The organism is Streptomyces sp. NPDC097129 (assembly GCF_055668065.1).
Genome location: NZ_JBVOQE010000005.1, coordinates 341,621 through 365,891, shown reverse-complemented (window position 1 = coordinate 365,891; position 24,271 = coordinate 341,621). Strand labels below are relative to the sequence as shown.

Genomic DNA, 24,271 nt, shown 5'->3' with positions numbered 1-24,271 from the left:
GCTCGCGCGCCGCGTCCTGGCGCAGCGGTGTACTGCGGCCGACGCAGCGCAGCGTGCTGGTGTCGTCGTAGCGGCCCAGCAGCGTCTGCGGGCGTTCCAGACGGCCTGTGATGGCGCCGGTGATCCCTTCCCCCTGGAACTACGCGAAAGCGGCGCCGACTACCGCAGGGGACGCATGCCCCTGCGCCACTTCATAGAGGTCGACCGCAACCTCTACACCGGACAGAACCCCGCCTCCTCCGAACTTCTCGCCAAGCGGCTCGTGGAGGACCTGGACACCTGAAGAGCGAGAGGTCAGCCTCTACGACGGGCGGCCTCGCCTTCGCCGATGACCGTCAGAGTAAGGGCCGGCCCTCATCGACGCCGGGAGCCCGGGCTGCTCCCCTTTTCAGAGTTGGCCGGGTCCGCCCACCGGGGAGGCTGTCAGTCGGTCAGGTGGCTGATGAGGAACTCGCACAGTTCCTCGACAATGCTGGTGTGCACGGTGTTGGAACTGCCGCACAGGAACGAGTCGAAGGAGCTTTCCTCGGGATTGAGCTGGCTGATCTCGGCGTACAGGCTGTCCTGTTCGGTGACATCGCGGATGTCGACCGCGCTGACGGCGGGTACGAAGCACACCGACGCATGCGTCAGCTCTGCCGTGCCGCCGGCCTCGCGGATCTGCTTGGCCACCAGGCCGTAAGAGGCCAGGGTGCCGCCCGGAGCACCGTCCAGTTCCGGCAGCCCGTTGGTGGTCACGACCTTCTCGACGAAGCCGCCGCCCCACTTGTGGCGGCGCAGCCGGGCGACCTGCGCGCCCTGGCCCTGGCCCTGGGTGTAGAAGGTGGTTCCGGGGAAGGGCCGGTCCCCGGTGCTCTGGACGGCGACCTGGCCGGACTTGAGGGTGGCCTGGCCGTCGGCGGCGCCGTTGGCCACCGCGATCCGGCGGAACGGTTGCCGGGGCCACGTGCCGACGGCGTGGAGATCGTCCAGGAATTGCTCACGCAGGGGGTCGGTGCCGACGCTGCCGTCCTGGTGGTTGTAGTAGTACGCCAGCATCTGCCGGGCCGCGGGACTGCTGAGGTAGCGGTAGAAGTCGCTGTTGGGGTCGGGGGCCTACCCGAGGGCGTTGGGCACGAACGCGGCGAACGCCTGCAGGGCGACGGGGATCACGGCGCCGCGGTGCGGGGTGTCGTAGGAGAAGTACACGGACGCGTCGTGGCTCTCGCCGTCGCTCTCCATCTTGGCCAGCGCGTAGCGGGCCAGGAGGCCGCCCATGCTGAAGCCGCCGACTGCCAGCGGGGCCTCGCCGTCGCGGTGGGTGAGGGTCTGGCGGACCGCTTCCCGCACGGCTTTCTCGTTCTCGGTCAGGGAGGCGCTGCGCTCCTGGAAGCCGATCAGCACCACGCTCCTGTCACACTCGCGCAGCCGGTCGAGGAAGTGGTAGCGCGGCCGGTCCGGGTTCTGCTCGTCGGGCAGGTTGTCGTTGAGGCCGTTGTAGAGGGTGGTGTGGTCGGAGGCACCCAGTTCGAACCCGTCGGCGATGAGCACCGGGTTGCCGAACCGGCCCGAGCTGTCCGGATGGGCCCACGCCGTACCACCCGGCAGAGGCCACTCGTGCAATGGCTCCGGCACCTGCACGGCGGACCTGCCGGCCTTGGTGGTGAGCGGGGTAGCGAACGTCAGTCTGCCGAACGACGCCTCGGACCGTACTTCTTCCTCAGCCATGAGCACTCCTGGGACACGACGCGAGCCCGACCGGGCGGTGCCCGGAGGGGTGGGACGACGTCAGCGTGGTCGCCCCCGGGAGCCGTGCCGAGGAAGAATCGTTTGCCCCTCACCCGTTTGAGGACCCTAAACATCCGAGGCCGGGCGTGTCCCCTTTGAGGCGATCTCGCGGTCCGGGTCGCGGTGCCACTGGATGAACGGTCGGGCGGCTGTGCGGCGGGCGTCGCAGGCAGGCGGACTTCCATCCGGACGCCGGTGACCAGCGGGCTGTGCAGCGCAGCAGGAGTTCGGTGCCGCATCGGGAGCAGGGCCGGGCCGGAGGCGTGGTCGGCCTCGTCGAAGGCGACCGGCGCGGTGTCCCCGTGGCTGTGTGCAGGGCTGACCGCAGACGTCTTCGCTCCCGCCGGCGACGGCATCCGCGACTACTTCATGGACAACTACCTCAACGTCCTGAAGAAGAACCTGGACTGAGACGCGCAAGGTTCCTTCGGCTTCGAAGCATGCTCAGGGGCCGGCCTGAGGGATGCGGAACCGTCCGTGCACGGTGTCGCCCGGCCGCGCGTACGCCGGCCGTTCGCCGGACGTCGGGCGCTGGAGCGGGTGGAGGCGGCTGGGTGTGCCGGCCTCCTCCTCGAACGGGATCGGGTCTTCGATCCCGGCCTCGTCCAGGACGAGGTTCTGCCGGGCGGTCGACTGCTGGTCGGTCGAGACGCGTGGTCAGCCGGCGGGGGCGTCCAGGGCAGGCTTGCGCTTGACCTGGGTCAGGTCGACGTCCTCGTTCTCGGGTGCGCCGAAGGCTTCGACCACGGCCGTGGACCGGGTGGCGGTGATCTCCAGGGCGAGATGACTGCCCATCGTGCGCAGGTCGAGGCGGGCGCGGGGGCTGCCGGACTGGTCGGGCATGCGGTGGATGCGTGCGGCCGGGTATCCCAGGGTCGTGAGCTTGCCGGTGAGCTGGGTGTAGTCGTTCGTGCCGGCGTCTCTGAACGCGTCGGTGATCCGCTTGGTGTGGGCCTGGCCGGTGCAGACCTCCAGGGCGTTCAGGGGCACCTCGTCCATCTGGGTGGCCTGAGTGGAGTCGGGGGTGGGCTGGGCGTGGTCGCCTGTGTCGATGGGGATGTTGCCTTGGGCGTCGGGTGTGCCGGGCGGGGTGGCGCCCGCCGGGTAGCGGGGGCTGGGAGTGCTGCCGCCTGGGACGTCTTCGGGACGGGGTACGTCGCTGCTGCCCGGCGAGGCGGTGCTGGGCGCGTCGGGGGTGCACTGCTGGGCGATACGCGTGTCAAGCTCCATGAACTTCAGTTCGGCGCCATCGTCGGTGGGGCCGGCCGATACGGCGCTTCCGGCGGGGGCGCTGTCAGCGGGTTTGGGGGCGCCGCAGGCGGTGAGAGTGAGGCAGGCCAGGGCCAGGGCGGTTGCGGATCGGGGCAGGGTGAAGGTGCGCATGGGGTGCAGTGTGCGGCATGCCGTCGGAGCGTACATGAGTACCTGTACCTAGATCGTCGGTAGCGCAACTCGCCTTTATATGTGGAGGAGTTGGCTCCATTTTCTACACCTTGTGTAAGAGGTTGGTAAATGCTTAGGGTCCGTTTGCCCGCCTGTCAGTTCGACCGGCGGGATCCACTGAAGGGACCCTTGTGCGCAGAACCGCGCTCCCTGTCATGGCTGCTCTGTCGATGGCGCTGTTGCTTCCGCAGCAGGCTCACGCCGAACAGCCGCCCACGCCCACCCTGGCCTCCGGGGCGATCACCCCTGTCGGACCTGGCATGTATGACGCCAACACCGGCAGCTTCCAGATCTCCGAGAACGACGTTCCGGCCGGCCTGATGGGCCGCTCGCACACCGTCGCCCACCAGTCGTCCGGCGCCGCCGAGGCGCAGGACGCACCGTCCACGCGCACCGACCTGGGCGTCTTCGGTCCCAGTTGGCAGACCGAGTTCGTCGGCGGGCAGCTCAACCGCAAGCTGGTGCAGGGCTCGGCCAAGGTGACGATCACCGACCTGGACTCGGCCGAGGCCACCGTCTACGGCCAGAGCGACACCATCTCCGGTACCAACGGCGGCTACACCACCACCTACAAGGCGGCCGACGGGTCGACGCTGGTCGACAACACGGTCTTCGATGACCTGTCCGGCAGCCTGAAGACGACCATCACCGAGACGCTGAACATCGACCTGACGAGCGCTCAGGCCGCGTCCGGTGATGACGCCCCCACCGATGCCACGGGGGCGGCGTACAGCAAGCAGGACCTGAAGCCGTCGTACACGTGGAAGCAGGTATCCGGCGGAGGGGACACCTGGCGCGTGACGGCCGTGGGCAACACGGCGTTCAAGGCGACCACCATCAGCTACGACAGCACGGGCCGCGTCTCCACGGTGAAGGACCCCGTCCGGGCCGACACCCCGGCGCAGACGCTGAAGGTGAACTACGCGACCACCACCACCGCCACCGGTACGGCGCTGGGTGATGTGGCCGGACAGGTGAAGAACATCACCGTCACCTCCGGCGCGGACGTGACCACCCAGGCCCACTACGCCTATGCCGCGTCCGGCCTGCTGAAGAAGGTCGACAACCCTGCCTCGGGGCAGGACCTGAACACGTACGCCTACGACAGCGCCGACCGCGTCACGCAGGTGACCACGGACGAGGGCGCCAAGTGGGACCTGGCCTTCTCCGGTGACGCGGCGCAGCCCGCCGCCAGTGAGACCACCGGCACTGTGGCCGCCCCCGGTTCGACCATGTCGGGTGCGCCGTCGATCTCTGAGCCGGACGGGGTGACTCCGGCCCGGTCGGACTTCCAGGACCCGGGCACGGCAACCGCCAGCGCCTACCCGTCGTACTGCTCCACCGGTCCGACGTGGATGTACTACCTCTACAGCGGGTGCGCGACGAAGGTGGCGCACTACGGCTGGCACAACCCGTACTGGTTCCAGACGCCGACGGGTGCGTGGGTCGTGGGTATCTACCACGACTACTGCACCAACGCGCTGGACCAGCCCGGCGGATGGAACTTCAAGCCGGCCTGCGCAAGCCACGACTACGGGTACGGCACCATCGGCAACAGCTGGAAGGGCTACAAGTACTACCTCGACCGGAACAAGGGCTTCAACGTGGATGCCACGTTCTACAGCGAGCTGTACTACTACACCTGCCCCGCGTACAGCCGCCGCGCGTCGTGCCGGACCACCGCCTACACCTACTACACGGCGGTCTTCTACTTCGGGCACCCGAAGAACGGCGCCAACGCCACCTGAGCAGACGGCTGAGCCAACGCAAGCTGACACAACCTGCCTGATCTGAAGGGGGGCTGTGCGGCGGAAACCTCTTCCCCGCACAGCCCCCCTTCTGCATGCCTGGAGATGATGGATGAAAACTACCCTGTGGCGCGTGGCGTGCGCCTCGGCGGCGGCCCTGGTGCTGACCGCGATACCCAGCGGGACGGACCCCTTTGGCCCGGCTGCCGCGCATGCTGCCGATGCCGGGCCGGTCGACCCGCCGCTGTTCGACGCCATCGCCGATGGCGGCACCGTACGCGTGAACGTGATCACCGACCAGCGCAGCAACATAACCGGTGCCGCGTCCGAGGGCACCACGCTGGTCTCCTACGACACGCTGCCGATGGTGACCCTGCGCGTGGACAGCGCCGGGCTGAACGACTTGCAGACCAAGCCCGGTGTGCTGTCGGTGACCGAAGACGTGCCGGTGAAGCCGGAACTGAATGAGTCGACCGTGAAGATCGGCGCGGACAAGACGACCGCGGCCGGCAAGACCGGCTCTGGTGTGATGGCCGCGGTACTGGACACCGGCGTGCAGACCAACCATGCGTTCCTCGGCGGCAGGGTGAAGAAGGAAGCCTGCTACTCCGTCAACGACGAGGACTACGGGGCCAGTTCACTGTGCGCCGACGGCACCCAGGCGCAGGAAGCCACCGGAGCCGCCAACAGCGGCAGCGGCCCGTGTGCCACGCTGGGCAGCGCCTGCGACCACGGCACCCACGTGGCCGGGATTGTCGCCGGTAACGGCACGGGTATCAGCGGGGCTCCCAAGCAGGGCGTGGCCCCCGGGGCGGACCTGGCAGCGGTGCAGGTGTTCTCGAAGTTCGACAACGACACCTACTGCGGTGCCGGGAACAGCCCGTGTGTACTGTCGTTCACCAGCTCTCAGGTGAAGGGCCTGGAGAAGGTGCTGGCCTGGAAGCAGGCCGGTGCGCCGATCGTGGCGGCGAACATGAGCCTGGGCGGCGGCAGATGGACGACCGCCTGCGGAGCGGACCCGCGTAAGCCGATCATCGACTCGCTGAAGATGGCGAACGTGGCCACCGTGGTGGCGGCCGGGAACAACGGATACACCGACGCCGTGTCCGCTCCCGGCTGCGTCGACTCGGCCGTGACGGTGGGTGCGACCACCGACGACGACCAGGTGGCGACGTTCTCCAACCGGGGCCCGCTGCTGGACCTGTTCGGGCCGGGCACGTCGATCGTGTCGTCGGTGCTGGGCGGCGGCTACGGGTCGAAGAACGGCACCAGCATGGCGGCGCCCCATGTGGCCGGGGCGCTGGCCGTGCTGAAGCAGGCGTACCCCACCGAGGGTATCGACAGCCTTGTCTCCCTGCTCGCCACCACCGGTACCCCGATCTCCTACACGGGTGGTCCGACGCCGCGTATCGACGTCGCCAAGGCCGCCACGGCGGTCGAGCCCAAGCCGGAAGAGACGGCCAAGCCGCGCGCGTTCCACGTCGACAACGACAAGGACTACGACATCCCCGACGGAGTCGGGTCCCCCGCTCCCGGGCCGGCGGTGAACTCTCCGATCACCGTGGCGAACTACCCGGGCAACGCGTCGAAGAAGACCGCCGCCTACGTGAGCATCACGCACACCTACCGGGGCGATCTGAAGATCGAGGCGGTCTCCCCCACCGGCAAGGCGTACCTGCTGAAGCCGTCGTCCGGGTCGGACAGTGCGGACGACGTACTTGCCACCTACACGTTCGACGCCTCGGACCAGCCTGCGAACGGTACCTGGAATCTGCGGGTGACCGACGTCGACGACAAGGACATCGGGAAGATCACCACCTGGTCACTGATCTTCCCCACGCCGTTCGAGTCGACGGCCACGCAGGCGATCCCCGACGCCGGCACTCTGGCCTCGACCATCACGGTGGACCGTGTGGGCGGTAAAGCGGCCGGGCCGTTGCAGGTGTGGGCGAACATCACCCACACCAACCTGGGACACCTGCGGCTCACGCTGTCCAGCCCGGACGGCAAGAGCTACGTGCTGAAGAACTTCGACGCCACCCCCGGCGGCACCCTGGCCACCACTTACGGGGTGGACGCCACCGACGCCACGGCGGACGGCACCTGGACGTTGAAGGTGACGGACTCCACCGGAGGGTCGACCGGCAATCTGAACGGGTGGAACCTGGGCTTCCCCGCGTATGAGAACCAGACGGTGAAGCCGATCCCGGATCTCAACTACGACGAGATCTGGACCAAGGTCGACGGGCTGTCCGGTGTGGCCGGCGCGAAGTTGCAGGTGTACGTGCATGTGGAACATCAGCGCCTGGCCGATCTGAAGCTGGACCTGGTCGCCCCCGACGGCAGCATTCACCTGCTGAAGGCCTCTGGCGCCCCGACCGGGGGCGGAACCCTGAAGAAGGTGTACACGGTGAACGTCGACGGGCTGCCGGCGAACGGCTGGTGGAAGCTCCGCGTGGACGACGTCACCAGCGGCAACACGGGCACGGTCAACAACTTCCTCGTCAGGTTCTGACCCCCTCTCGCCTGACGGCGCCCCCGCGCCCCCGCCGCACGGGCGGCGGGGGCGCGCGCCCTTACCAACGAGAGGCCTGTCGTCGGACGGCTCCAGCTCGATGAAGGGGCGGTCTGTCAGCCGTTCTTGGGGGAATCGGACACCGGCTCCCGGCGGCCCGCCGTGAGGTGCTCGACGAGGACGAACGTGACGCTGATCAGCAGGGACCAGGCGCCGAACTTGGCCAGGGGCACCGGCTGCCAGCCGTCATCGCCGCCGCGAGCGGCCAGCGCAGGTCGGGCATCCAGTGGTGGGTGAAGAAGTTGACGTAGACAGCCGCGGCCACCAGGGTCGTGGCCGCGGCACGGTAGCGGGTGTAGTGCAGCCGCATCAGGCGCCGGGCCCGGCACACGTAACTGGCCACCGCCACGTACATGAAGCCTCCGTACAGCGGGACTCCGGCGATCTTGGTGAAGGCATGTTCCGGGTAGGTCCACGAGCCCAGGCGCACCTTCACCAGTTCGAACAGCAGCCCCACCCCGTGGCACACGACGATCACGGCGGTGTCCCTTCGTGTCTCCCAGCCCACCCAGCGGGCGACGAGGGTGAGCAGCACGCCGTAGACCAGAACCAGGTCGTAGCGGGCCACGGGCAGCGGCGGCAGCAGCCGGGAGGCTCCTATCCCGGCCAGCAAAGCCACGGCGAACGCGCAGGCGCGGACCTGGACCACGCCGAATCGCAACAGTTGCCTGATCCCGTGCCGGAACCTTCTCGTGGCCGACCTCTCCTCGCGGCACATGGCCCCTCCTCCGTGCGACGGCGAGACCGTGATCATAGAGCCATATTTGAACGTGTTCAAATACCCGTGGAGCGCGGGGCCTGCAGGTCTCGCGTGGCTGCCAGTTGCCCTGTAGGGCTGGGGGCCGTCGGCAGCCATTGCGTAAACAGTCCCTGGCCAGGGATGATGCCACGCATTGTTCGTGCGGCAGGGGTGGAAGAACTGTGAACCAGGAAGCCCGCAATGGCCGAGCGGAATCGTCGGGAATGGTCGGCCGAGTCCGCTATCGGGCTTCGTGGCAGCAGTCCTTGCCACTGGGTCTGATCCTCGGTGCCGCCGTGCTGATGCAGTTGTCGAACCCCTCACTGTGGGCGCACCAGCGGCCCGGACTGCCCGGCATGCCCTTCGGGTTGCGGGTCCTGGCCATGGTGCTGCCGTTCTTTTTCACGCTCGAAGTGTGGGTGCTGAGCCGCTACGTCGGGGTAACCCTGACCCCTGAGGCCGTCGTCGTCCGCAACCTGCGCCGCCGGACCATCCCGTGGACCGACGTGGCCGAGGTCGCGGTCGAGTCGTTCACCGGCGGACAGCGGGTGGTCCTCTACGAGATGGACGGGCGCCGCACCCCGCTACGAATGCCCAGCTCCGGTCTCCTCTTCCGCGACCGCCGGTTCGACGACAAGGTCGCGACCATCCGAAGCTGGTGGCTTGCCAACGGCGGCGCGGCCCAAGTCGAGGACACAGTTGGTGAACTCGGCGGCTGGGGGCATACCAACGGCCGGCTGCCCGAACGACTGGGCATGCGACCTGCGCCGAGCCGGTCGGTGCCGACGGTCCTGCTGTGCGGCTGGCTTGCGGTTGATGCAGTGATGGCGGGGTTCGGCGAGGGCCCCGGCGCTGATCATCCGACGCTCCTTGGCCGCACGCTCGGTGCACTCGTCGCGATCGCGCTGCTGGTCGGCGCGGGCTTCCTGAGCTTCGGCAGAGGCGTCGTCCTCACTGCCGAGCACCTGGTCATACGAGGACTGCGGCACCGAACCGTCCCCTGGGGCGAGATTCAAGGGATCGCCGTGGAGCGCCACCGCGGCGGGCGCAGGCTGGTCGTCCTTGAAGCGAGCAGTCGCCGAACGCCATTGCCGGTACCTCGTGTCGGACGCGTGCTCTGGGACTCGGAGTTCGAAGCGAAGGTCCAAACGCTACGTCACTGGTGGGGCACCCACGCGGAGATTGGCACGACCCCGACCGGAGCAGCGCTCCAACCCTCGGACCAGCCACCGCTCCTCGCCTACCGCGGACCGCGTCTGTGGCAGAAGGGAGTGTTGGCCCTGGCCTGCATCGTCCTCGGTTACGAGATTCTCCTGTCGGTTCTGGTCGGAGCTCTGTTCCTCACCATCGGCCACTGAGAGATCTCGGCCGAGGCTGCGCCGATCTGGTGTGCTGCGTTGGTCCAGCCGAAGACGATGGCGCTGTCGTCACCGTAAAAGGTGACGCGCTCGCCGACTGACGGACGGGCGGGCGGGTGGGCGGGCGGGCGGGGCACCCGTGCAAGGTCCTGCAGGTTTTGACACTTCCTTGACGGGCCGGTGATCGCTCCTGGCGTAGTCTTGACAGCGGTGTGCCGGGAAGCCTGGTCGGCGAAGGTCCTTAAAACCGTTTCTTCGAGAGGTCCTCGCGTGGCTTCCACCCGCCAGACTGCCGGCCCCAGGGCGGCGTCCCTCATAGCGCGCAGCCGTTCGCCGCGGCGCTCGGTGCTGTTCTTCGCGTTCGCCTTCGCGGTGATCGCCGACCCGGTGTCCTCCGTCGCGTACGCCATCGAGGCGGCGCTGCGCGCTCTGCACGGGGACCTGGCACTGCTGCTGCCCACCATGGGCCTGGTCGTCGGGCTCGTCGTCGTGGTGACCGCCAACTACTGGCAGCTCGTGCGCCGCTTCCCCAAGGGCGGAGGCGCGGCTGCCGCAGCGGCGCGGGCGTTCGGTTCTCGCTGGACGTTTCTGCCGATCGGCGCCCTGGTGGTCGACTTCGTCCTGACCATCGGCATCTCCATCTCCGCCGCGGCCAGCGCCGTGATCGCGCTGTTCCCCGGCCTGGCGCCGGCCCGCATCCCGCTGGCGCTGCTGCTTCTGCTCGTCCTAGCCGCTCTGACCTGGTTCGGGCACGGTGGCCGGCTGCTGTTCGCCGTCATGACCGTGGCCTTCGTGGTGATCGCCGTGGCCGTGGTGGTGCTCGGCTTCACCGCCCCGCACACGATGGGGCACGCGGCGGCGCATGCGGACCCCGGCCACTCGGCCGTCCTCGCCGTCGTCCTGGCCTTCCCGGTCGCCATGGCGCTGGCCACCGGCGTCGAAGCCCCGTCGACCGCGATCGCGCAGCTCGGCCAGCTCGACGACACGCACCGGCGCCGCTTCGGCCGTGGGACCCTGGCCCTGCTCGTGATCATCGTCGGCGGCCTCACCCTGGCGCTGACCGCACTCGCCGTGCGTCTGGACATCGGCATCCCGGACGCCGACTCCACCCAGATCGCCGACATCGCCCACGCCGCGGCCGGGCCCGGCTGGCTCTACGGCGCGTTCCAGCTCACCAGCTCCCTGCTGCTGCTCGCCGCGGCCAGTTCCTCCTTCCAGGCGGGCCCCGGCCTGCTCAAGGCACTGGCGGGTTCCCCGGAGCGTCCCGGCGTGCTTCCTCTCGTGCTGGGACGCACCAACCGCCACCACACCCCGTACTGGTCCGTGGTCGTCTACCTGGCCGCCGCCGCAGTGATCATCGTGGCCGCGGCCGGTCAGGAGCAGGAGCTCGTCCTGTTCTACGCCGTCGCCGTCTTCGTCAGTTTCCTCGTGGGCCTGGTCGCCATGGCCCGCTTCGCCGGCCGCGAGCGCAAGGCGGCGCTGGCGTGGGTCAACGGCCTCGCCGCCGCGGCCGTCGCCTTCACTCTTCTGATCAATCTGCTGCGCGGCTGGCCGGTGCTGTCCATGGTGGCCACGCTGCTGATCGCCGGCGGCCTGTACCTCCGCTGGAACCGGGCCGGCCGCCCGACCGGGATCGAGGACGTCGAGGCCGGCGCCGAGACCGGCTGAGACGAGCGCTGCGCCGGCGAAATCAGCCAGTGCCCCACCATCAAAGAACCGCGCAGTACCAGATCGGGCCGGTGACGCTGCGAGGTACGCGGAGACCCGCCCCGGTGGATCCGCCCGTGCCACCGGGCGCGATTGCACCTGGAAGCCCCTCATGGAGAGATTCGTAGGCACTGGCCGACGGATCGTCTGACCGTCGCGACGTCGTGCGGTTTCGCCGAAGCAGCCTTCCTTCGGCCTGCCCTGCCCTGCCCAAGGAAATCGTCCTGCTGGCGACGCCGGACGGCTGGCGCAGTTCTCACCGCGAAAGGCGGGATGACATTCCGGCCAGTGTCAACAACCCGCATGGTCAATGCATTGAGCTTTCGGCCCGCGCCTTGAGCTGGGCGATGTCCGACCGTTGCCCCGGCACGGCTCCGCTGGTTCTGTCCACGGCACGCTTCTGGCATGCACCAGTCAAATCTGTCACGCTTTTGGCAGTCGGCGCCCCAGACCCAGGGGGTACCGCCGGCTGACCCGTACCGATCACGCAAGCACCGTCCGTGGCCGCCCCGGCGCACCCCAGCCGGCCGGGTGGTCTTCGAGCAGGCCGGGATCCCGGCCGCCGCAAAGGAGTAGCGTGTGAGATCGACCCCCCACAGGGCCCTCGGCGCCGGCGCGCTCGCCGTCACCGCGCTGGCCGCCCTCTCCCTCACCACCACCGCCCCCGCCGCGTCCGCCGCCCAGCCGACCGCGCGGCACAGTGCGGCAGCCACCTGCACCACGGCCCAAGTGGTCGCCAACAGCGGCTTCGAAAGCGGGACTTCACCGTGGAGCCAGTCCTCGTCCACGGTCATCACGAGCCGTTCCGGTCAGAGCGCCCACGGCGGCAGCACCTACGCCTGGCTGGACGGAGTCGGCAGCACCCACACCGACACCCTCAATCAGAGCGTCACCATCCCCGCTGGCTGCACCACCGCCACCCTCACCTTCTGGCTGCACATCGACACGGACGAGACGACCTCGTCCGTCGCCTACGACAAGCTCACCGCCAAGATCGGCGCCACCACGCTGGCCACGTACTCGAACCTCGAGGACACCACCGGCTATGTACAGAAGTCGCTCGACGTCTCCGCGTACGCCGGCCAGACCGTGCCCCTGTCCTTCACCGGCACCGAGGACTCCAGCCTCCAGACCAGCTTCGTCCTGGACGACATCGCCCTCGCCACCTCCGGCGACACCACCCCGCCCACGACCGACGCCACCCGCACCCCGGCGGCCCCCTCCTACACGGTGAACCTCACCAGCGACACGAGCGGCACCGTCTGGACCGGGCACGAAAGCGTCAGCTTCACCAACGCCTCCGCCACCGCACTCGGCGAGGTGTATCTGCGGCTCTGGGACAACTACCACGGCACCTGTGACGCGATGCCCATCCGGGTCAGCAAGGTCACCGGCGGCACCGCGGGCGCCCTCTCGGTGGACTGCACCTCCCTGAAGATCGACCTGCCGAGTCCGCTGAGCCAGGGCCAGAGCGCCACCATCGGCTTCGACCTCGGCATCACCGTGCCCAGCGGCGCCGACCGCTTCGGCCACGACGGCGCCTACAGCTTCATCGGCAACGCCCTGCCGGTCCTCGCGGTCCGCGACAGTGCCGGTTGGCACCTTGACCCGTACACGAACAACGGCGAGTCCTTCTACTCCCTGGCCGCCGACTTCAAGGTGACCCTGGACCACCCCAGCAGCCTGCTCGTCCCGGCCACCGGCACCTCCACCGACACCCCCGGCTCCAGCGGCCGTACGGTCACCACGGCGACCGCGGCAAAGGTCCGTGACTTCGCCTGGGCCGCCGGGCCCTTCACGAAGATCTCCGGCACCTCCGCGGCGGGCGTCCCCGTCACCGTCTACTCCGTCTCGGGCATCAGCTCCTCCAGTGCCCAGTCAATGCTCAGCACCGCCAAGTCGGCCGTGGACGCCCACGCGGCCCGGTTCGGCGCCTACCCTTACGGCGAGCTGGACGCGGTGATCGACAACAACTACTGGTTCGGCGGAATGGAGTACCCGGGCTTCGTCCTCGACCTGGTCAGCACCACCGCCCTCACCCACGAGATCGGCCACCAGTGGTGGTACGGCATCGTCGGCGACGACGAGTACAACAGCCCCTGGCTGGACGAGGCGTTCACCGATTACGCCACCGACCTCGCCCTCGGCAAGACGGGCAGCAACTGCTGGAGCAGCGTCTCCTGGGCCTCCAGCGCCGAGAAGATCACCAACTCCATGGCCTACTGGGACGCGCACTCCTCCCGCTACTCCACCGTGGTCTACGGCTACGGCAAGTGCGCCCTGCACGACCTGCGCCGCGTCCTCGGTGACACCGCCATGGCCAAGCTGCTGAAGGACTACGCGGCGGCACACTGGTACGGCGTGTCCACCACGGCCGAGTTCAAGGCCGCCGCCCAGGCCGCCACGAGCACGGACCTGACCTCCTTCTGGTCCCAGCACCGCATCGAGGGCTGACCCGGCACCCTCGCGGGCTGAGCCCGTACCGGCCCGGTCACGGCCGCCCACAACCCGTGGCCGGGCCACCCACATGGACCAACCCCGACCCGTCGCGGCATCGTTGGGCGGTATCCGGAATGCGGTACCGCCCGACTGCGGGTCAGATGGATTGCGTGCGATCTTCCATATCTCCCGGCCCCCGTGGCCCGCGCCTGGCCGTCACCGCTGCTCTGACCGGCCTGCTGCTGGCCCTGTCCACCCCCGCGGCACTGCCCTTGCCGGACCCTGTGACACCCGAGCGGGGCAGCGCCTTCATGGGCATGGGCGTCCCGGTGCACGACGGCAGCGAAGCCGTCGCCGATGACGCCCTCGCCGCCCGCGCCACCCAGACGCAGGGCGTGGACGTCTCCAGCCACCAGCGCGACGTCGACTGGCCGGCCCTTCGGGACGGTGGCGCCAGATGGGCGTACGCCAAGGCCACGGAGGGCACCTACTACACCAACCCCTACTTCACCCAGCAGTACGAGGGCTCCTACGACAACGGCATGATCCGCGGGGCCTACCACTTCGCGACCCCCGACTCCACCGGCGGCACCGCGCAGGCCGACTACTTCGTCGACCACGGCGGCGGCTGGGCCAAGGACGGCAAGACCCTGCCCGGCGCCCTCGACATCGAGTGGAACCCGTACGGCGACGCCTGCTACGGCAAATCGCCCAGCGCGATGGTCGGCTGGATCCGCGACTTCCTGACCCGCTACAAGGCACGCACCGGCCGGGACGCCGTCATCTACACGGCCACCAGCTGGTGGACGCAGTGCACCGGGGGTTACTCGGGCTTCGGCGCGAGCAACCCGCTGTGGATCGCCCGCTACGCCGCGACGCCCGGACCGCTCCCCGCGGGCTGGACGTCGTACACCATGTGGCAGTACACCTCCACCGGTACGACGGTGGGCGACCACGACCGCTTCAACGGCACACAGACCCAACTGGGCGACTTCGCGACCGGCTGACGGGCGGCCGGAGCCGGGACGTTGACCGAGGGGACGTGGACCATCAGCCACTCCTCCACTTCCTTGGCTCAATCACGCCCAAGAGCGCGGCCGCAGCAAGGCGGCCGCGGCTGGCCCGCAACGCGCACCGGGATCGCATCCGGCCGAAGACGCCCCGCATCAGCTACGCCCGTCACTGGCAGATCTGGGAGGGGGTCCGGCTGGAGGGTCCCGAGGGCGCTGCTCGGTATACCGTGGTCGGGGGATTCCCGGCACCATCACTGCTGGGAATCCCCTTCCCACGCTCACGCTGTTGCTCCGGGCACGCCTCTTGGGCGTTCCCCGTCAGAGCGTGAGCCGTTGGCGCGCAGCGATCAGACCATGTCGTCGCTGCGCTTGAGGTGGAGCACCTTGCCGTATGCCTCGTCCAGCCAGAGGCGGTGTGCGGGGTCGGTTCCCTTCATGCGGGGGTTGGCGAAGAAGTGGGGGATCTTCGCGCTGGGGTTGACGGTGACGTCCGCCCACTCCAAGCACCAGGCGGGTTCGGGGCCTGCCGGCTCGAAGCGGAGGTAGACCGGGTAGCGGTCCAGGTCGTCGGTGTCCAGCGGAGGGGTGGCGGGGTCGTTGTGCTCGGGATCGGCCACGTTGGCGTCCTGGCCCAGGACGTAGGTGTACTTCTCTCCCTGCTGGTTGGCCTGGCCCGAACCGGCCTGCGCCTTGCTGAGGCGGAACTCCCGTCCGGCGATGCCGAGGTAGACGCGGCCGTCGGCGCCGGCGTGGGCGGTGTCCGCGGTGTAGACGTACGCCTTGATCTGAGTGATGTCTGCCATCTTCGACTCGTCCTTTCTCTGCGACATGGGGACCAGTGCGGGGCCCGGCACGACGGCAGCGGGTATGCCGGGCTGAGCAGCGCGGACGGCGGTGAGAGTCAGCCGCGACCGCCGCCTCCGACGTTGTAGGGCTCCAGCCGCAGGGAGGAGTACCGGTTGTCGTACCAGCCGCTCTCCTTGCCGTAGTCGTCGTTGAAGTCCGCCGACTCGCCGGGCAGGAGAGTCAGAGGCACCCCGACGTAGCTGTAGTTGGGGTACAGGCGCACGATGCGGTCCGACGTGTTGTTGTAGACGCTGCTGGTGACGTCGTTGAACTCGGCGGGCCTGACCGTTCCGTCCTCCCAGTGGGCGGCCTTCGTGCCGAGGTTCTCGATGTCCTGGTCGGTTTCGAGCATCCGCCCGCCGTCCCTGTTGAACCGCGGTTCCGCGTAGAGGCAGACGTAGCCCCTGCTGCAGGCGCGCGTGCCACTGGCGGTGAGGACGTTCGTCGTGCCCCTGGGCGCGGCGGAGGCAGCAGTGCTCGCTGCCATGGCCAGCAGACCGGCGCTGACGCCGAGCAGAACGGTACGCTTCATGGAAAGTTTCCCCTCTCCGTGAATGCCGGACGAGTCTTTCCCTCCGGCATGACGAGCGATATGCGTTCACCGCCGGATTGGGGTGACGCTCATATCGCCTGCAGTACTGGTTCCGCTTCTCCGCTACGGAAAACGGCGGTGAAGACGGCGCAGAGTGGCATGATTTTCAGCGAGACTCGCGACCGTTTCCCCTGGGACCACCGGTGCACTGACGTGCGCTTATCTGACTTTTCCAACTCATCGTGGCTACGTGGGCGTCAGTTCGACGAGGCGTTCACCCGTACCGGAGTGGGCCCCGGCCCGGCAACCACGCACCCCGGGAACGGCAGCATCGTCGGCGGCGCCCTGCGAACACGTCAAAGGCCGCGCCGGGCGGGCTCGGGAACCGTCCGTGGAAGTAGGGCGACCACCCTGCGGCCCGGCGCCGGGGCGGCCCGTGCCGCGGACGAGTGGCCGGCACAGCCCACTTCCTGGCGTTCGATCTGCTGAGGCTGTCCGGTACCGGCACGACCAGCCAGCCGTGCCGGGGCGCAGGACCGCGCTCGAGTCCGTGTCCCCGCCCACCGTCTGCGTGGGAATGCAGGAAGCGGCAGGCGGCCACAGGTTCGCTGGAGCAACTCCACAGCGGCGAAAGCCGACTTGAACTGCTTGCAGTGCGGGTCCAGGCCTCCGCCCTCCGGGGCTGAGGGGCGTGGGCTCGAGCGCTCGCTCCTTGCCGCCGGTTTCGTAGGCGTGCCGTCGCCGGGTGTGGCTGTCCGTGCTGTCATAGAACACGTGACGGCAAGGTTCGTAGTCGCAGATGTGGACACAGGACCCTGCGCCGTCGGCCACTGCACAGGTGACGCCACTTGAAAACAGGGTCGCCGCCCACTTGCCGCGGTTGCACTCATGGCCCGGCCCGGCCTGCTCGCACGGATCATGCGCCGGCCGCATACCTCGGCGATGCATCGGGGCGTCGGCTCATGTGTACCGGGCCGAGCGAGTGGGCCAGGACGCGCGTGCCGCCTGGGATCTCTGAGAGGACAAGAAAATGAGTGAGATCAGGCCTCGCTTCCGGACGATCGACGGGCTGTCCATCCGGTATGCAGAGAGCGCCGTGCCCCGCGGCCGCGAGGCCCTGCTGCTCAGCCCATGGCCTGAAAGCCTCTATGCCTACGACGCGACCTGGTGGAAGCTGGCCCGGCACGCTCATCTGATCGCGGTGGACCTGCCTGGTTTCGGGCATTCCGAGCTTCGCGAGGACCTGCTGTTCCCTACCGCGATGGGTGACTTCATCGTGCGGATCGCCGACGAGTTCGGGCTGGCGAAGCCGCACGTCGTGGGCCCCGACATCGGCACTCCGGCGGCGCTGTTCGCCGCAGCCCGGTACCCGAACCGGTTCCAGAGCCTGGTCGTGGGCGCCGGAGGGGCGGCAGTCCCTTTGAAGCTGGGAAGCCCTCTGAAGGACTGGGTGCTCGACGAGGACCTGTCCTCTTATCGGGCCATGAGCCCCAAGGCCGCCGTGACGGCCGCGATCAACAACATCAACGGTTACGCACTGCCGGACGTCGTGCGGGAGGACTACCTCGCGGCCTACGCGGGCCGGCGGTTTGTCGCCCAGTTGCCCTACGTCCGCGCGTATCCCGCCGAGCTGCCCGTCCTCGGTGAGCTGCTGCCCACGCTTGAGACTCCGGTCCAGATCATTGCAGGACGCAACGACGCGGTCGTGCCCCCGGAGAACGCCGAGTATCTGCAGATGCACCTGCCCAACAGCAAGCTGGACATCATCGACGTCGGCCACTTCGCCTGGGAGGAAGGCGCCGACACCTACGCCGACATCGTCACCCACTGGTGGGAGGCCAACTGACCGCTCGGACGGGGTGCTGCGTCGTGCAGCACGACCTGGCAGGCGCGGGTGGGCCGGCTCAGCGCGTTGTTCGTGGAGGTTGCCCTGGTCCGGTGCGGTCTGTTCGGCAGGCTGCGGCTGAACGGTGTGCGGAGGCTCGGCCGGCCTGGTGCCGGTCATGATGCTTCGCCGGGTGTTGCAGCGGACCGCGCGATCAGTCGGTGCAGCCCCTTGCGGTCGTAGTAGAGGGTCATGAGGAACCCGAACAGCAGGGCGAGGGTAACGCCGATGGCGATCCTGACCCACCCGCGGGTCAGCCCAGCGTCAGCCCGGGCGTCGAAGTAGAGGATGGCCCGCACACCGTCACTCAGTTGCCGCATCGGTTCGAACAACGCCAGGAAACGGTAGAAGCCCGGAACGGCATGGAGGGGAATCGTCGCCCCCGAGGACGGCAGGGCCAACGCGATGAAAACGAACATGGACACCACCTGGCCGATCCCGCCGAAGGCCGCGTTGATGGCCTGCACTCCCAGGCCCACGGCCAAGCTCGCGCAGTAGGAGAAGATCCACAGCAGCGGCAGGTGTGTTGCGTCCATGCCCAGAATCCAGATGGCGGCGGTCATCAGCAGGCTGGTGGTGAGAACGGCGATTCCCGCGGTCATGAGCATCTTCAGCAGCAGTGTCTGGGTGCGGCTGATCGGCACCGTTGGCCGCCGGGTGTGCCAGGGCCCGATCTCGTTGTCGGTGTAACCCAGGCCCGCGTCGACGCCGCTGTTGATGATGTTTCCACCGACGAACCCGGTGAGCACCAGGAGCAGAGTGAAATAAAAGGCGGTCAGGCCGAGGCCGCTGTGTGTGCCGATGGGGTGGCCCACCCGTGTGGTGACAGTGATCGGGTCGCCCAGGAGCGTGCGGGTCGTGGCGTTGGCGCCCTCGGCGGCTGCCTGCCTCGTCAGCTGACGGCCGATCTCCAGGGATGCCTGATGCGCCGCGCGCTGCGTGATCTGGCCGGCCAAGGAGGAGCCGAGGCTGCCCAGCCCGGGGTTGGTCAGGACAGTGAGGGCGGGCCGTGCCGTGCCCCGGGGGGTCGTCAGCGCTGCCACCGAGCGGGTGAAGTCGGCTGGGATGACCAAGGCTCCGTACGCCTTGCCCGACGCCAGCTCATCCTGCATCTGGGCCTGGCTGAGCTGGTGCCACTGCACGGTGCCTGCCGGGGTCGCTGCGATGACCGACTGGCTCACCTGCGCGCCCAGCGTCTGTTGTTGTCCTGGCAGCGGCGGTCCCTGGTCCGTGTTGACCAGGGCAATCGGCAGACGGTGCAGGTTCCCTTGAGGGTTGAGGATGCCGCCCATGTAGAGCAGCGTCAGGAACAGCGCCACCAACGCGGACAGGACGGTCGGCACCAGCCACAGCTTCCCATTCCGCACCACAGCAAAGGAGCGCGCGAGCGCTTGCGGCTTTCCGGAACCCGCCGAGGTCATGGGAACTCCAATGAGGACACGGTCCTGCCTGTCCGATCTGCCTGCGGGGTCAGCCGTTGCGCAGGAGCCACACAGTGCACCTTCCAGGGAAGATAACCGTCTGCCATCAGAGCATCACTCAAAGACACGACCACGGCGGGCCCGCAACCACCCGCGTCGAGCGGTGCGAGCCTCGTACGCGGCCAGGAACCTGCTCGAGCGGAGTGCTGGGCGAAGGTGCATTCTGAAAAGGTGGAACATTCAGGTCGGTGAGCCTGCCCAGTAGGCCCTCACGAGCCAAGGCACCGCACCTCAGCAGGGCCGGGTTGCGAGCCGGCGTCGGCCGTAAGTCGTTCAAGGAACCGCTGCACACCACGTAGTCGCGCCGCTACTGAAAAGACGCCGTCAGGCGACAGGGCCGCCCCTCGTGGCCCCGGGCACCGGAGAAACGCATGAGCACCTATCGAGCTGCGCAGGTCAACACCGAACGGGTCCTTCCGGATCGTCGAGCGCGAAGTTCCGCGCCCGAGCCCCCGTCACGTACGGATTGCAGTCGAGGCCTGCGGAATCTGCCACAGCGACGCCCTCTTTGTGAGCGCCGCCATGCCCGGCGTGCGGTTCCCTCTGGTTCCGGGCCACGAGGTCGCCGGGCGCATCGAGGAACTCGGAGAAGGGGCTGAGGCCGGCGACTGGAACGTGGGGGGCCGGGTCACGGTGGGTTGGTTCGGGGGGAGTTGCGGTCACTGCACTCCCTGCCGTCAGGGCGACTTCATCGTCTGCGACAACCTCAAGATTCCTGGCTACGCCTACGACGGAGGCTTCGCCGAAGCCATGATCGCGCCGATCGACGCCCTGGCCCGGATTCCCGAAGCCCTGAAGGCGTCCGACGCGGGGCCCATGGCTTGCGCCGGCGTCACGACGTACAACGGTCTGCGGCGCAGCTCCGCCCGGCCCGGCGATCTCGTGGCCGTACTGGGCATCGGTGGTCTCGGCCACCTGGGGGTGCAGTATGCGGTGGCCATGGGTTTTGAGACCGTGGCCATCGCCCGAGGTGCGGAGAAGGCCGAGTTCGCCAACTGGGAGCGCACCACTACATCGACAGCACGGGGTCGACACCGGTCGCGGAAGCCCTGCTGTCCCTGGGCGGGGCCCGGTCCGTACTGGCCACGGCCGGAAGCTCCGACGCCATCGCGGCAACGGTCGACGGCATGACGCACCGAGGCGAACTCGTCGTCATCGGAGTGAGCCCCGACCCGCTGGGGGTCAGCCCGCTCCAGCTGCTTGTGCGCGGCAGGACCGTACGTGGGCACCCGTCCGGCACCGCGCAGGACGTGCAGGACACCATGGCGTTCAGCGCCCTGCACGGCATTCGCCCCGTGGTGGAGACCCTGCCGCTGACAGAGGCCGAGGGGGCCTACCGGAAGATGCTTTCGGGCACAGCACGCTTCCGGATGGTGCTCACCACCGGCTGACGCTGCCGGATTCCGGTGATCTCCCACCGGGTGCAGGCCCATCAGGGCCACGGTCAGTCGAAGTAGTCGCGATTCCGGCGGACGAAATCGGCGAAACCGACGGGTGCACGGCCCGTGAGGTCGGCCACGGTTGAAGTCACCGTCTCGGCACCGCCATTGCGGTAAGCGCGGGCAACCCCGATCAGGGCATCGACGTGGAACTCCGGCATGCCGCGACTCAGCATTGCCGCGCGCGCTTCGTCGTCCGGCAGGCCCACGTATCGCACCGGCTTGCCCAGGACGTCGGAGAACTCTTCGGCGGCCTCAGCGTAGGTCAGCGCCGTCGGCCCGGTGAGGTCGTAGACGCAGCCGTCGTGGCCATCGGTGGTGAGAACTCTCGCTGCGACATCGGCGATGTCGCCGACGTCGATGAAGCTTATGGGCGCAGTGATCAAGGGAAGGCTGAACTCCCCCACCGCGCGGATGGACGGCTGGCTCAGGAAGTTCTGCAGGTAGAAGTTCGGTCGCAAGATCGTCCAGGGCAAACCGGACGTAACCAGCGACTGTTCGACGGGCTGATGGAGCCGGGCGATCGGTGAAAGTCCTTCATCCGCCCTCCAGACCGACAGCTTGACCACCCGGACACCCGCTTCACGGGCGGCTTCCAGCATGTTGAGTTCGTGCGTCGTTTGGTCGGGGCTCGTTGCGCCGAGAAGGAATACGGCCTCGATGCCATCGAGGGCAGCACCGATCGTGTCCGGCATGGCCAGATCGAGCGTCACTGCCCGACCGCCCGCCTTGGTCACCCGAGCCGTGGTGTGCGGATCACGGTAAGCCGCCCGCGCGGCCACGCCATCGGCATGAAGACGAGCGAGGAGAGCCGTTCCGACTTTCCCGCTCGCGCCAGTCACCAGAATCATCGTCACATGATCCCAGGCGATTGCAGCGAATGTGCCAAGACGGACTGGACGCCTGTGCGGAAGATGCATCTGCTGGACGACGCGACAGCACGGCAGTTGTTGCCTCAAGCCGCCCGGGACGGCGGCCTTGCCCTCGGCCGTAGCCTGGGAGGGGTCAACGGCCTGCAGAAGACCTCCTGGTCAGGCTCAGTGCAGCCGGTCGGTGGGCTCCGTCGCCTGGGCGGGAGTGGCTGCCAGGCTGGCGAGGAGCTTGAGGCGCTCTTCGGAGGTGCTGCCCGGTTCGGCGGTGTAGAGGCTCAGGTCCTGCACGGCCCGTGGGGAGACGGGCAGGTCCACGGACTGGTAGGTCAGCTCCAGTTCGCCGACCTCGGGGTGGCGCAGCCGCTTGATGCCGTCGTGGCGGATGCGGACGTCGTGGGCGGCCCACAGGGTGCGGAAGTCCCCGCTGAGGGTGGACAGTTCGCCGATCAGCTCGCGCAGGGCCCGGTCTTGAGGCTCACGCCCGGCCTCGGCGCGCAGCAATGCGACGGTGACGGCGGCGCCGGCGTCCCAGTCGACGAAGCAGTCGTGCGAGCCGTCGTCGAGGAAGTGGTGGCGGGCGAAGTTGGGCCGGCCCTGCTTGCCCGTGGTGGGGCTGTCGAACATCGGCGCGTGCGCAGCCTGGCCGAGGGCGTTGTGGGCGATGACGTCCAAGCGGCCGTTGCGTACGAAAGCGGCGGACATCGTGACGGAGTCGAGCAGCCACTGGATGCGGGGTGCGACGGCGACGTCCCTGCGGCGCGACGGCGTGCGGCGAGCGGGCCGGGCGGCGCGGGCCAGGTCGAACAGGTAGGTGCGCTCGTCGTCTCCAGCTGTAGCGCCTGGGCGACCGCGGCGAGGACGTCCTCGGAGACTCCGCCGATGTGGCCTTTCTCCAGCCGGGTGTACCACTCGGTGCTCACCCCGGCGAGCACGGCGACCTCCTCACGCCGCAGTCCCGGGACCCGGCGCCGGCCGCTGGTGGGCAGCCCGGTCTGCTCCGGGGTGATCTTCGCGCGGCGGCCGGCGAGAAAGTCCCGGATCTCCGTGCGGTGATCGTGTTGTACCCCCTATAAACACGGCCTTCTCCGCCTGCGCCGAAGCCGGTCTCCTGGGACACGTGCCCCGATCACGACCCCACGGAGATGAACCTTGAGTACGCGAGGAGGAACCCTCCACGCCCCCGCCGAAGCACGGGCCGAGCAGCCTCAGCAGGCGGGGCCCGCACGGCTTCCGCTCGTCGTGTACGCGCTCTCGCTGGGCACGTTCCTGATGGGCACCACCGAGTTCGTCGTGGCCGGCCTGCTGCCCGAGATCGCGCAAGACGTACAGGTCGGCGTCGCCCAGACCGGCTTGATGATCACCGTCTTCGCGGTCGGGGGTGATCGTCGGCGCGCCGTTGATGGCGATGTCACGCTGCGGCTGCCCACGGCTGACCCTGATGCTCGCCCTGGGCGTCTTCGCCGCAGGTCACGTCGCCGTCGCCGTCGGCTCCAGCTTCACCCTGCTGCTCGCGGCGCGCTTCCTGACCGCGATCGCCACCGGTGCCTTCTGGGCCGTGGCCAACGTGGCGGCCACCCGCGCCGCGGGCACGGCCGCAAGCGCCCGTGCCCTCGGTCTCGTCGGCGCCGGGGCCATGCTCGCCAACGTCGTCGGCGTGCCGCTGGGCGCGTTCGCCGGACAGCTCGTGGGCTGGCGCGGCCCGTGCTGGGCCCTGGCAGTCCTGGCCACCGCGGCCGTCCCGCTGATCGCCCGCACCGTCCCGCACGACGGTCCGGCCCAGCACACGGGATCGGTCCGCTCCGAGCTGACCGCACTGCGCTCGACCCGCCTGTGACTTGTCCTGGCCGCCTGCGCCACCACCACGGGAGGCGTTCTGGCCGCGCACTCCTACATCGCACCGCTGCTGACCGACCGCTCCGGTCTGGCCGCGGGTCTGGTGCCGCTGGTCCTCGTAGGCTTCGGCGTCGGAGCGCTCGGGGGCTCGATCGTCGGCGGCCGTCTGGGTGACCGCCGCCCCCACACGGTGACCCTCGCCGCCGCCGCGGGCGCCACCCTCCTGCTGCTCGCGATCGTCCTGCTGGCCGGCTCCGCGCCTGCCACCATCGTCCTGGTCGCTCTGCTCGGCCTCTTCGGCCTCGGCGCCAACCCGGTCCTGATGGCCCTGGCCGTCCGGTACGCCGGTAAGGCGCCCACCCTGGCTTCCGCCCTGACCGTCTCGGCGTTCAACCTCGGCACCGCCCTCGGCTCATGGTTCGCCGGCCAGGCCCTCGACTCCGGCATGGGCTCCCCCGGCCCCGCCGTGGTCGGCACCACCATCGCCGCACTGACCCCACCGTCCTCGCCCTGAACGGCAACCGCCGCGCCACGGCGTCCGGCTCGGCTGACCTTCCGAGTGCGCCCGCCGACCGTGCCGAACAAGCTTGAGAC

General features: G+C 68.9%; 16 protein-coding genes and 4 pseudogenes. 11 read left to right on the top strand and 9 right to left on the bottom strand.

All coding sequences use genetic code 11. From position 1 onward, the window contains the following. Positions 1-139 precede the first annotated feature (139 nt). Positions 140-283, top strand: a pseudogene (locus AC0B9F_RS17845) (type 1 glutamine amidotransferase domain-containing protein); the annotation flags it as partial. Positions 284-423: 140 nt separating this feature from the next. Here AC0B9F_RS17845 and AC0B9F_RS17840 read toward each other — a convergent pair. The 3 genes from AC0B9F_RS17840 to AC0B9F_RS17830 form a co-directional block, all read right to left on the bottom strand. Then, positions 424-1,038 carry a hypothetical protein gene (locus AC0B9F_RS17840; RefSeq protein WP_472003596.1) on the bottom strand — a complete coding sequence of 205 codons (615 nt, stop codon included), beginning with the start codon at positions 1,036-1,038 and terminating at the stop codon, positions 424-426. A 57-nt stretch (positions 1,039-1,095) separates the two neighbouring features. Beyond that, on the bottom strand, positions 1,096-1,707 hold the full coding sequence (locus AC0B9F_RS17835; RefSeq protein ID WP_472003594.1) for a lipase family protein: 612 nt from the start codon (positions 1,705-1,707) through the stop codon (positions 1,096-1,098). A gap of 717 nt (positions 1,708-2,424) precedes the next feature. Further along, the gene (locus AC0B9F_RS17830; protein ID WP_472003592.1) at positions 2,425-3,150 is read right to left on the bottom strand and encodes a hypothetical protein; all 726 of its coding nucleotides are present in this window, start codon (positions 3,148-3,150) and stop codon (positions 2,425-2,427) included. A gap of 215 nt (positions 3,151-3,365) precedes the next feature. Between AC0B9F_RS17830 and AC0B9F_RS17825 the strand changes: the two genes are divergently transcribed. Next, positions 3,366-4,958, top strand: a complete 1,593-nt coding sequence (locus AC0B9F_RS17825; RefSeq protein WP_472003590.1) for a phospholipase A2 — start codon at positions 3,366-3,368, stop codon at positions 4,956-4,958. 112 nt (positions 4,959-5,070) lie between these two features. Next, complete coding sequence (locus AC0B9F_RS17820; RefSeq protein ID WP_472003587.1) at positions 5,071-7,473, top strand: proprotein convertase P-domain-containing protein; 2,403 nt, start codon at positions 5,071-5,073, stop codon at positions 7,471-7,473. A gap of 116 nt (positions 7,474-7,589) precedes the next feature. Here the strand turns inward: AC0B9F_RS17820 and AC0B9F_RS17815 are convergent. Continuing rightward, positions 7,590-8,251: pseudogene (locus tag AC0B9F_RS17815) on the bottom strand (DUF817 family protein). Between the two features lie 203 nt (positions 8,252-8,454). On the opposite strand from AC0B9F_RS17815, the gene AC0B9F_RS17810 reads away from it, so the two are divergent. From AC0B9F_RS17810 to AC0B9F_RS17795, 4 genes are all read left to right on the top strand, one after another. After that, positions 8,455-9,630: a hypothetical protein gene (locus AC0B9F_RS17810; RefSeq protein ID WP_472003585.1), complete on the top strand. Its 1,176-nt coding sequence runs from the start codon at positions 8,455-8,457 to the stop codon at positions 9,628-9,630. Between the two features lie 270 nt (positions 9,631-9,900). Further along, positions 9,901-11,298, top strand: a complete 1,398-nt coding sequence (locus tag AC0B9F_RS17805) for an amino acid permease (RefSeq protein ID WP_472003583.1) — start codon at positions 9,901-9,903, stop codon at positions 11,296-11,298. A gap of 618 nt (positions 11,299-11,916) precedes the next feature. Next, positions 11,917-13,791 carry a M1 family metallopeptidase gene (locus AC0B9F_RS17800; protein ID WP_472003580.1) on the top strand — a complete coding sequence of 625 codons (1,875 nt, stop codon included), beginning with the start codon at positions 11,917-11,919 and terminating at the stop codon, positions 13,789-13,791. A gap of 146 nt (positions 13,792-13,937) precedes the next feature. After that, positions 13,938-14,783 (top strand): lysozyme, encoded by an 846-nt coding sequence (locus AC0B9F_RS17795; protein WP_472003575.1) that lies wholly within the window; start codon positions 13,938-13,940, stop codon positions 14,781-14,783. A gap of 353 nt (positions 14,784-15,136) precedes the next feature. Here AC0B9F_RS17795 and AC0B9F_RS17790 read toward each other — a convergent pair whose 3' ends face one another. Next, complete coding sequence (locus tag AC0B9F_RS17790; RefSeq protein ID WP_472003573.1) at positions 15,137-15,592, bottom strand: hypothetical protein; 456 nt, start codon at positions 15,590-15,592, stop codon at positions 15,137-15,139. A 98-nt stretch (positions 15,593-15,690) separates the two neighbouring features. Beyond that, positions 15,691-16,167 carry a peptidase inhibitor family I36 protein gene (locus AC0B9F_RS17785; protein ID WP_472003571.1) on the bottom strand — a complete coding sequence of 159 codons (477 nt, stop codon included), beginning with the start codon at positions 16,165-16,167 and terminating at the stop codon, positions 15,691-15,693. Positions 16,168-17,197: 1,030 nt separating this feature from the next. On the opposite strand from AC0B9F_RS17785, the gene AC0B9F_RS17780 reads away from it, so the two are divergent. Beyond that, positions 17,198-18,013, top strand: a complete 816-nt coding sequence (locus AC0B9F_RS17780) for an alpha/beta fold hydrolase (RefSeq protein ID WP_472003568.1) — start codon at positions 17,198-17,200, stop codon at positions 18,011-18,013. Positions 18,014-18,168: 155 nt separating this feature from the next. On the opposite strand, the gene AC0B9F_RS17775 is transcribed toward AC0B9F_RS17780, so the two are convergent. Further along, complete coding sequence (locus tag AC0B9F_RS17775) at positions 18,169-19,473, bottom strand: YhgE/Pip domain-containing protein (RefSeq protein WP_472003566.1); 1,305 nt, start codon at positions 19,471-19,473, stop codon at positions 18,169-18,171. A 431-nt stretch (positions 19,474-19,904) separates the two neighbouring features. Between AC0B9F_RS17775 and AC0B9F_RS17770 the strand changes: the two are divergent. Continuing rightward, positions 19,905-20,924: pseudogene (locus AC0B9F_RS17770) on the top strand (alcohol dehydrogenase catalytic domain-containing protein). 53 nt (positions 20,925-20,977) lie between these two features. On the opposite strand, the gene AC0B9F_RS17765 reads toward AC0B9F_RS17770, so the two are convergent. Both AC0B9F_RS17765 and AC0B9F_RS17760 read right to left on the bottom strand, forming a co-directional pair. Further along, positions 20,978-21,823 (bottom strand): SDR family oxidoreductase, encoded by an 846-nt coding sequence (locus AC0B9F_RS17765; protein ID WP_472003564.1) that lies wholly within the window; start codon positions 21,821-21,823, stop codon positions 20,978-20,980. 186 nt (positions 21,824-22,009) lie between these two features. Continuing rightward, a pseudogene (locus AC0B9F_RS17760) lies at positions 22,010-22,884 on the bottom strand (helix-turn-helix transcriptional regulator). A gap of 359 nt (positions 22,885-23,243) precedes the next feature. On the opposite strand from AC0B9F_RS17760, the gene AC0B9F_RS17755 reads away from it, so the two are divergent. Together AC0B9F_RS17755 and AC0B9F_RS17750 are read left to right on the top strand one after the other, a co-directional pair. Further along, positions 23,244-23,678 carry an MFS transporter gene (locus AC0B9F_RS17755; protein ID WP_472003563.1) on the top strand — a complete coding sequence of 145 codons (435 nt, stop codon included), beginning with the start codon at positions 23,244-23,246 and terminating at the stop codon, positions 23,676-23,678. Positions 23,679-23,684: 6 nt separating this feature from the next. Beyond that, positions 23,685-24,191 (top strand): MFS transporter, encoded by a 507-nt coding sequence (locus tag AC0B9F_RS17750; protein WP_472003803.1) that lies wholly within the window; start codon positions 23,685-23,687, stop codon positions 24,189-24,191. Positions 24,192-24,271 lie beyond the last annotated feature (80 nt).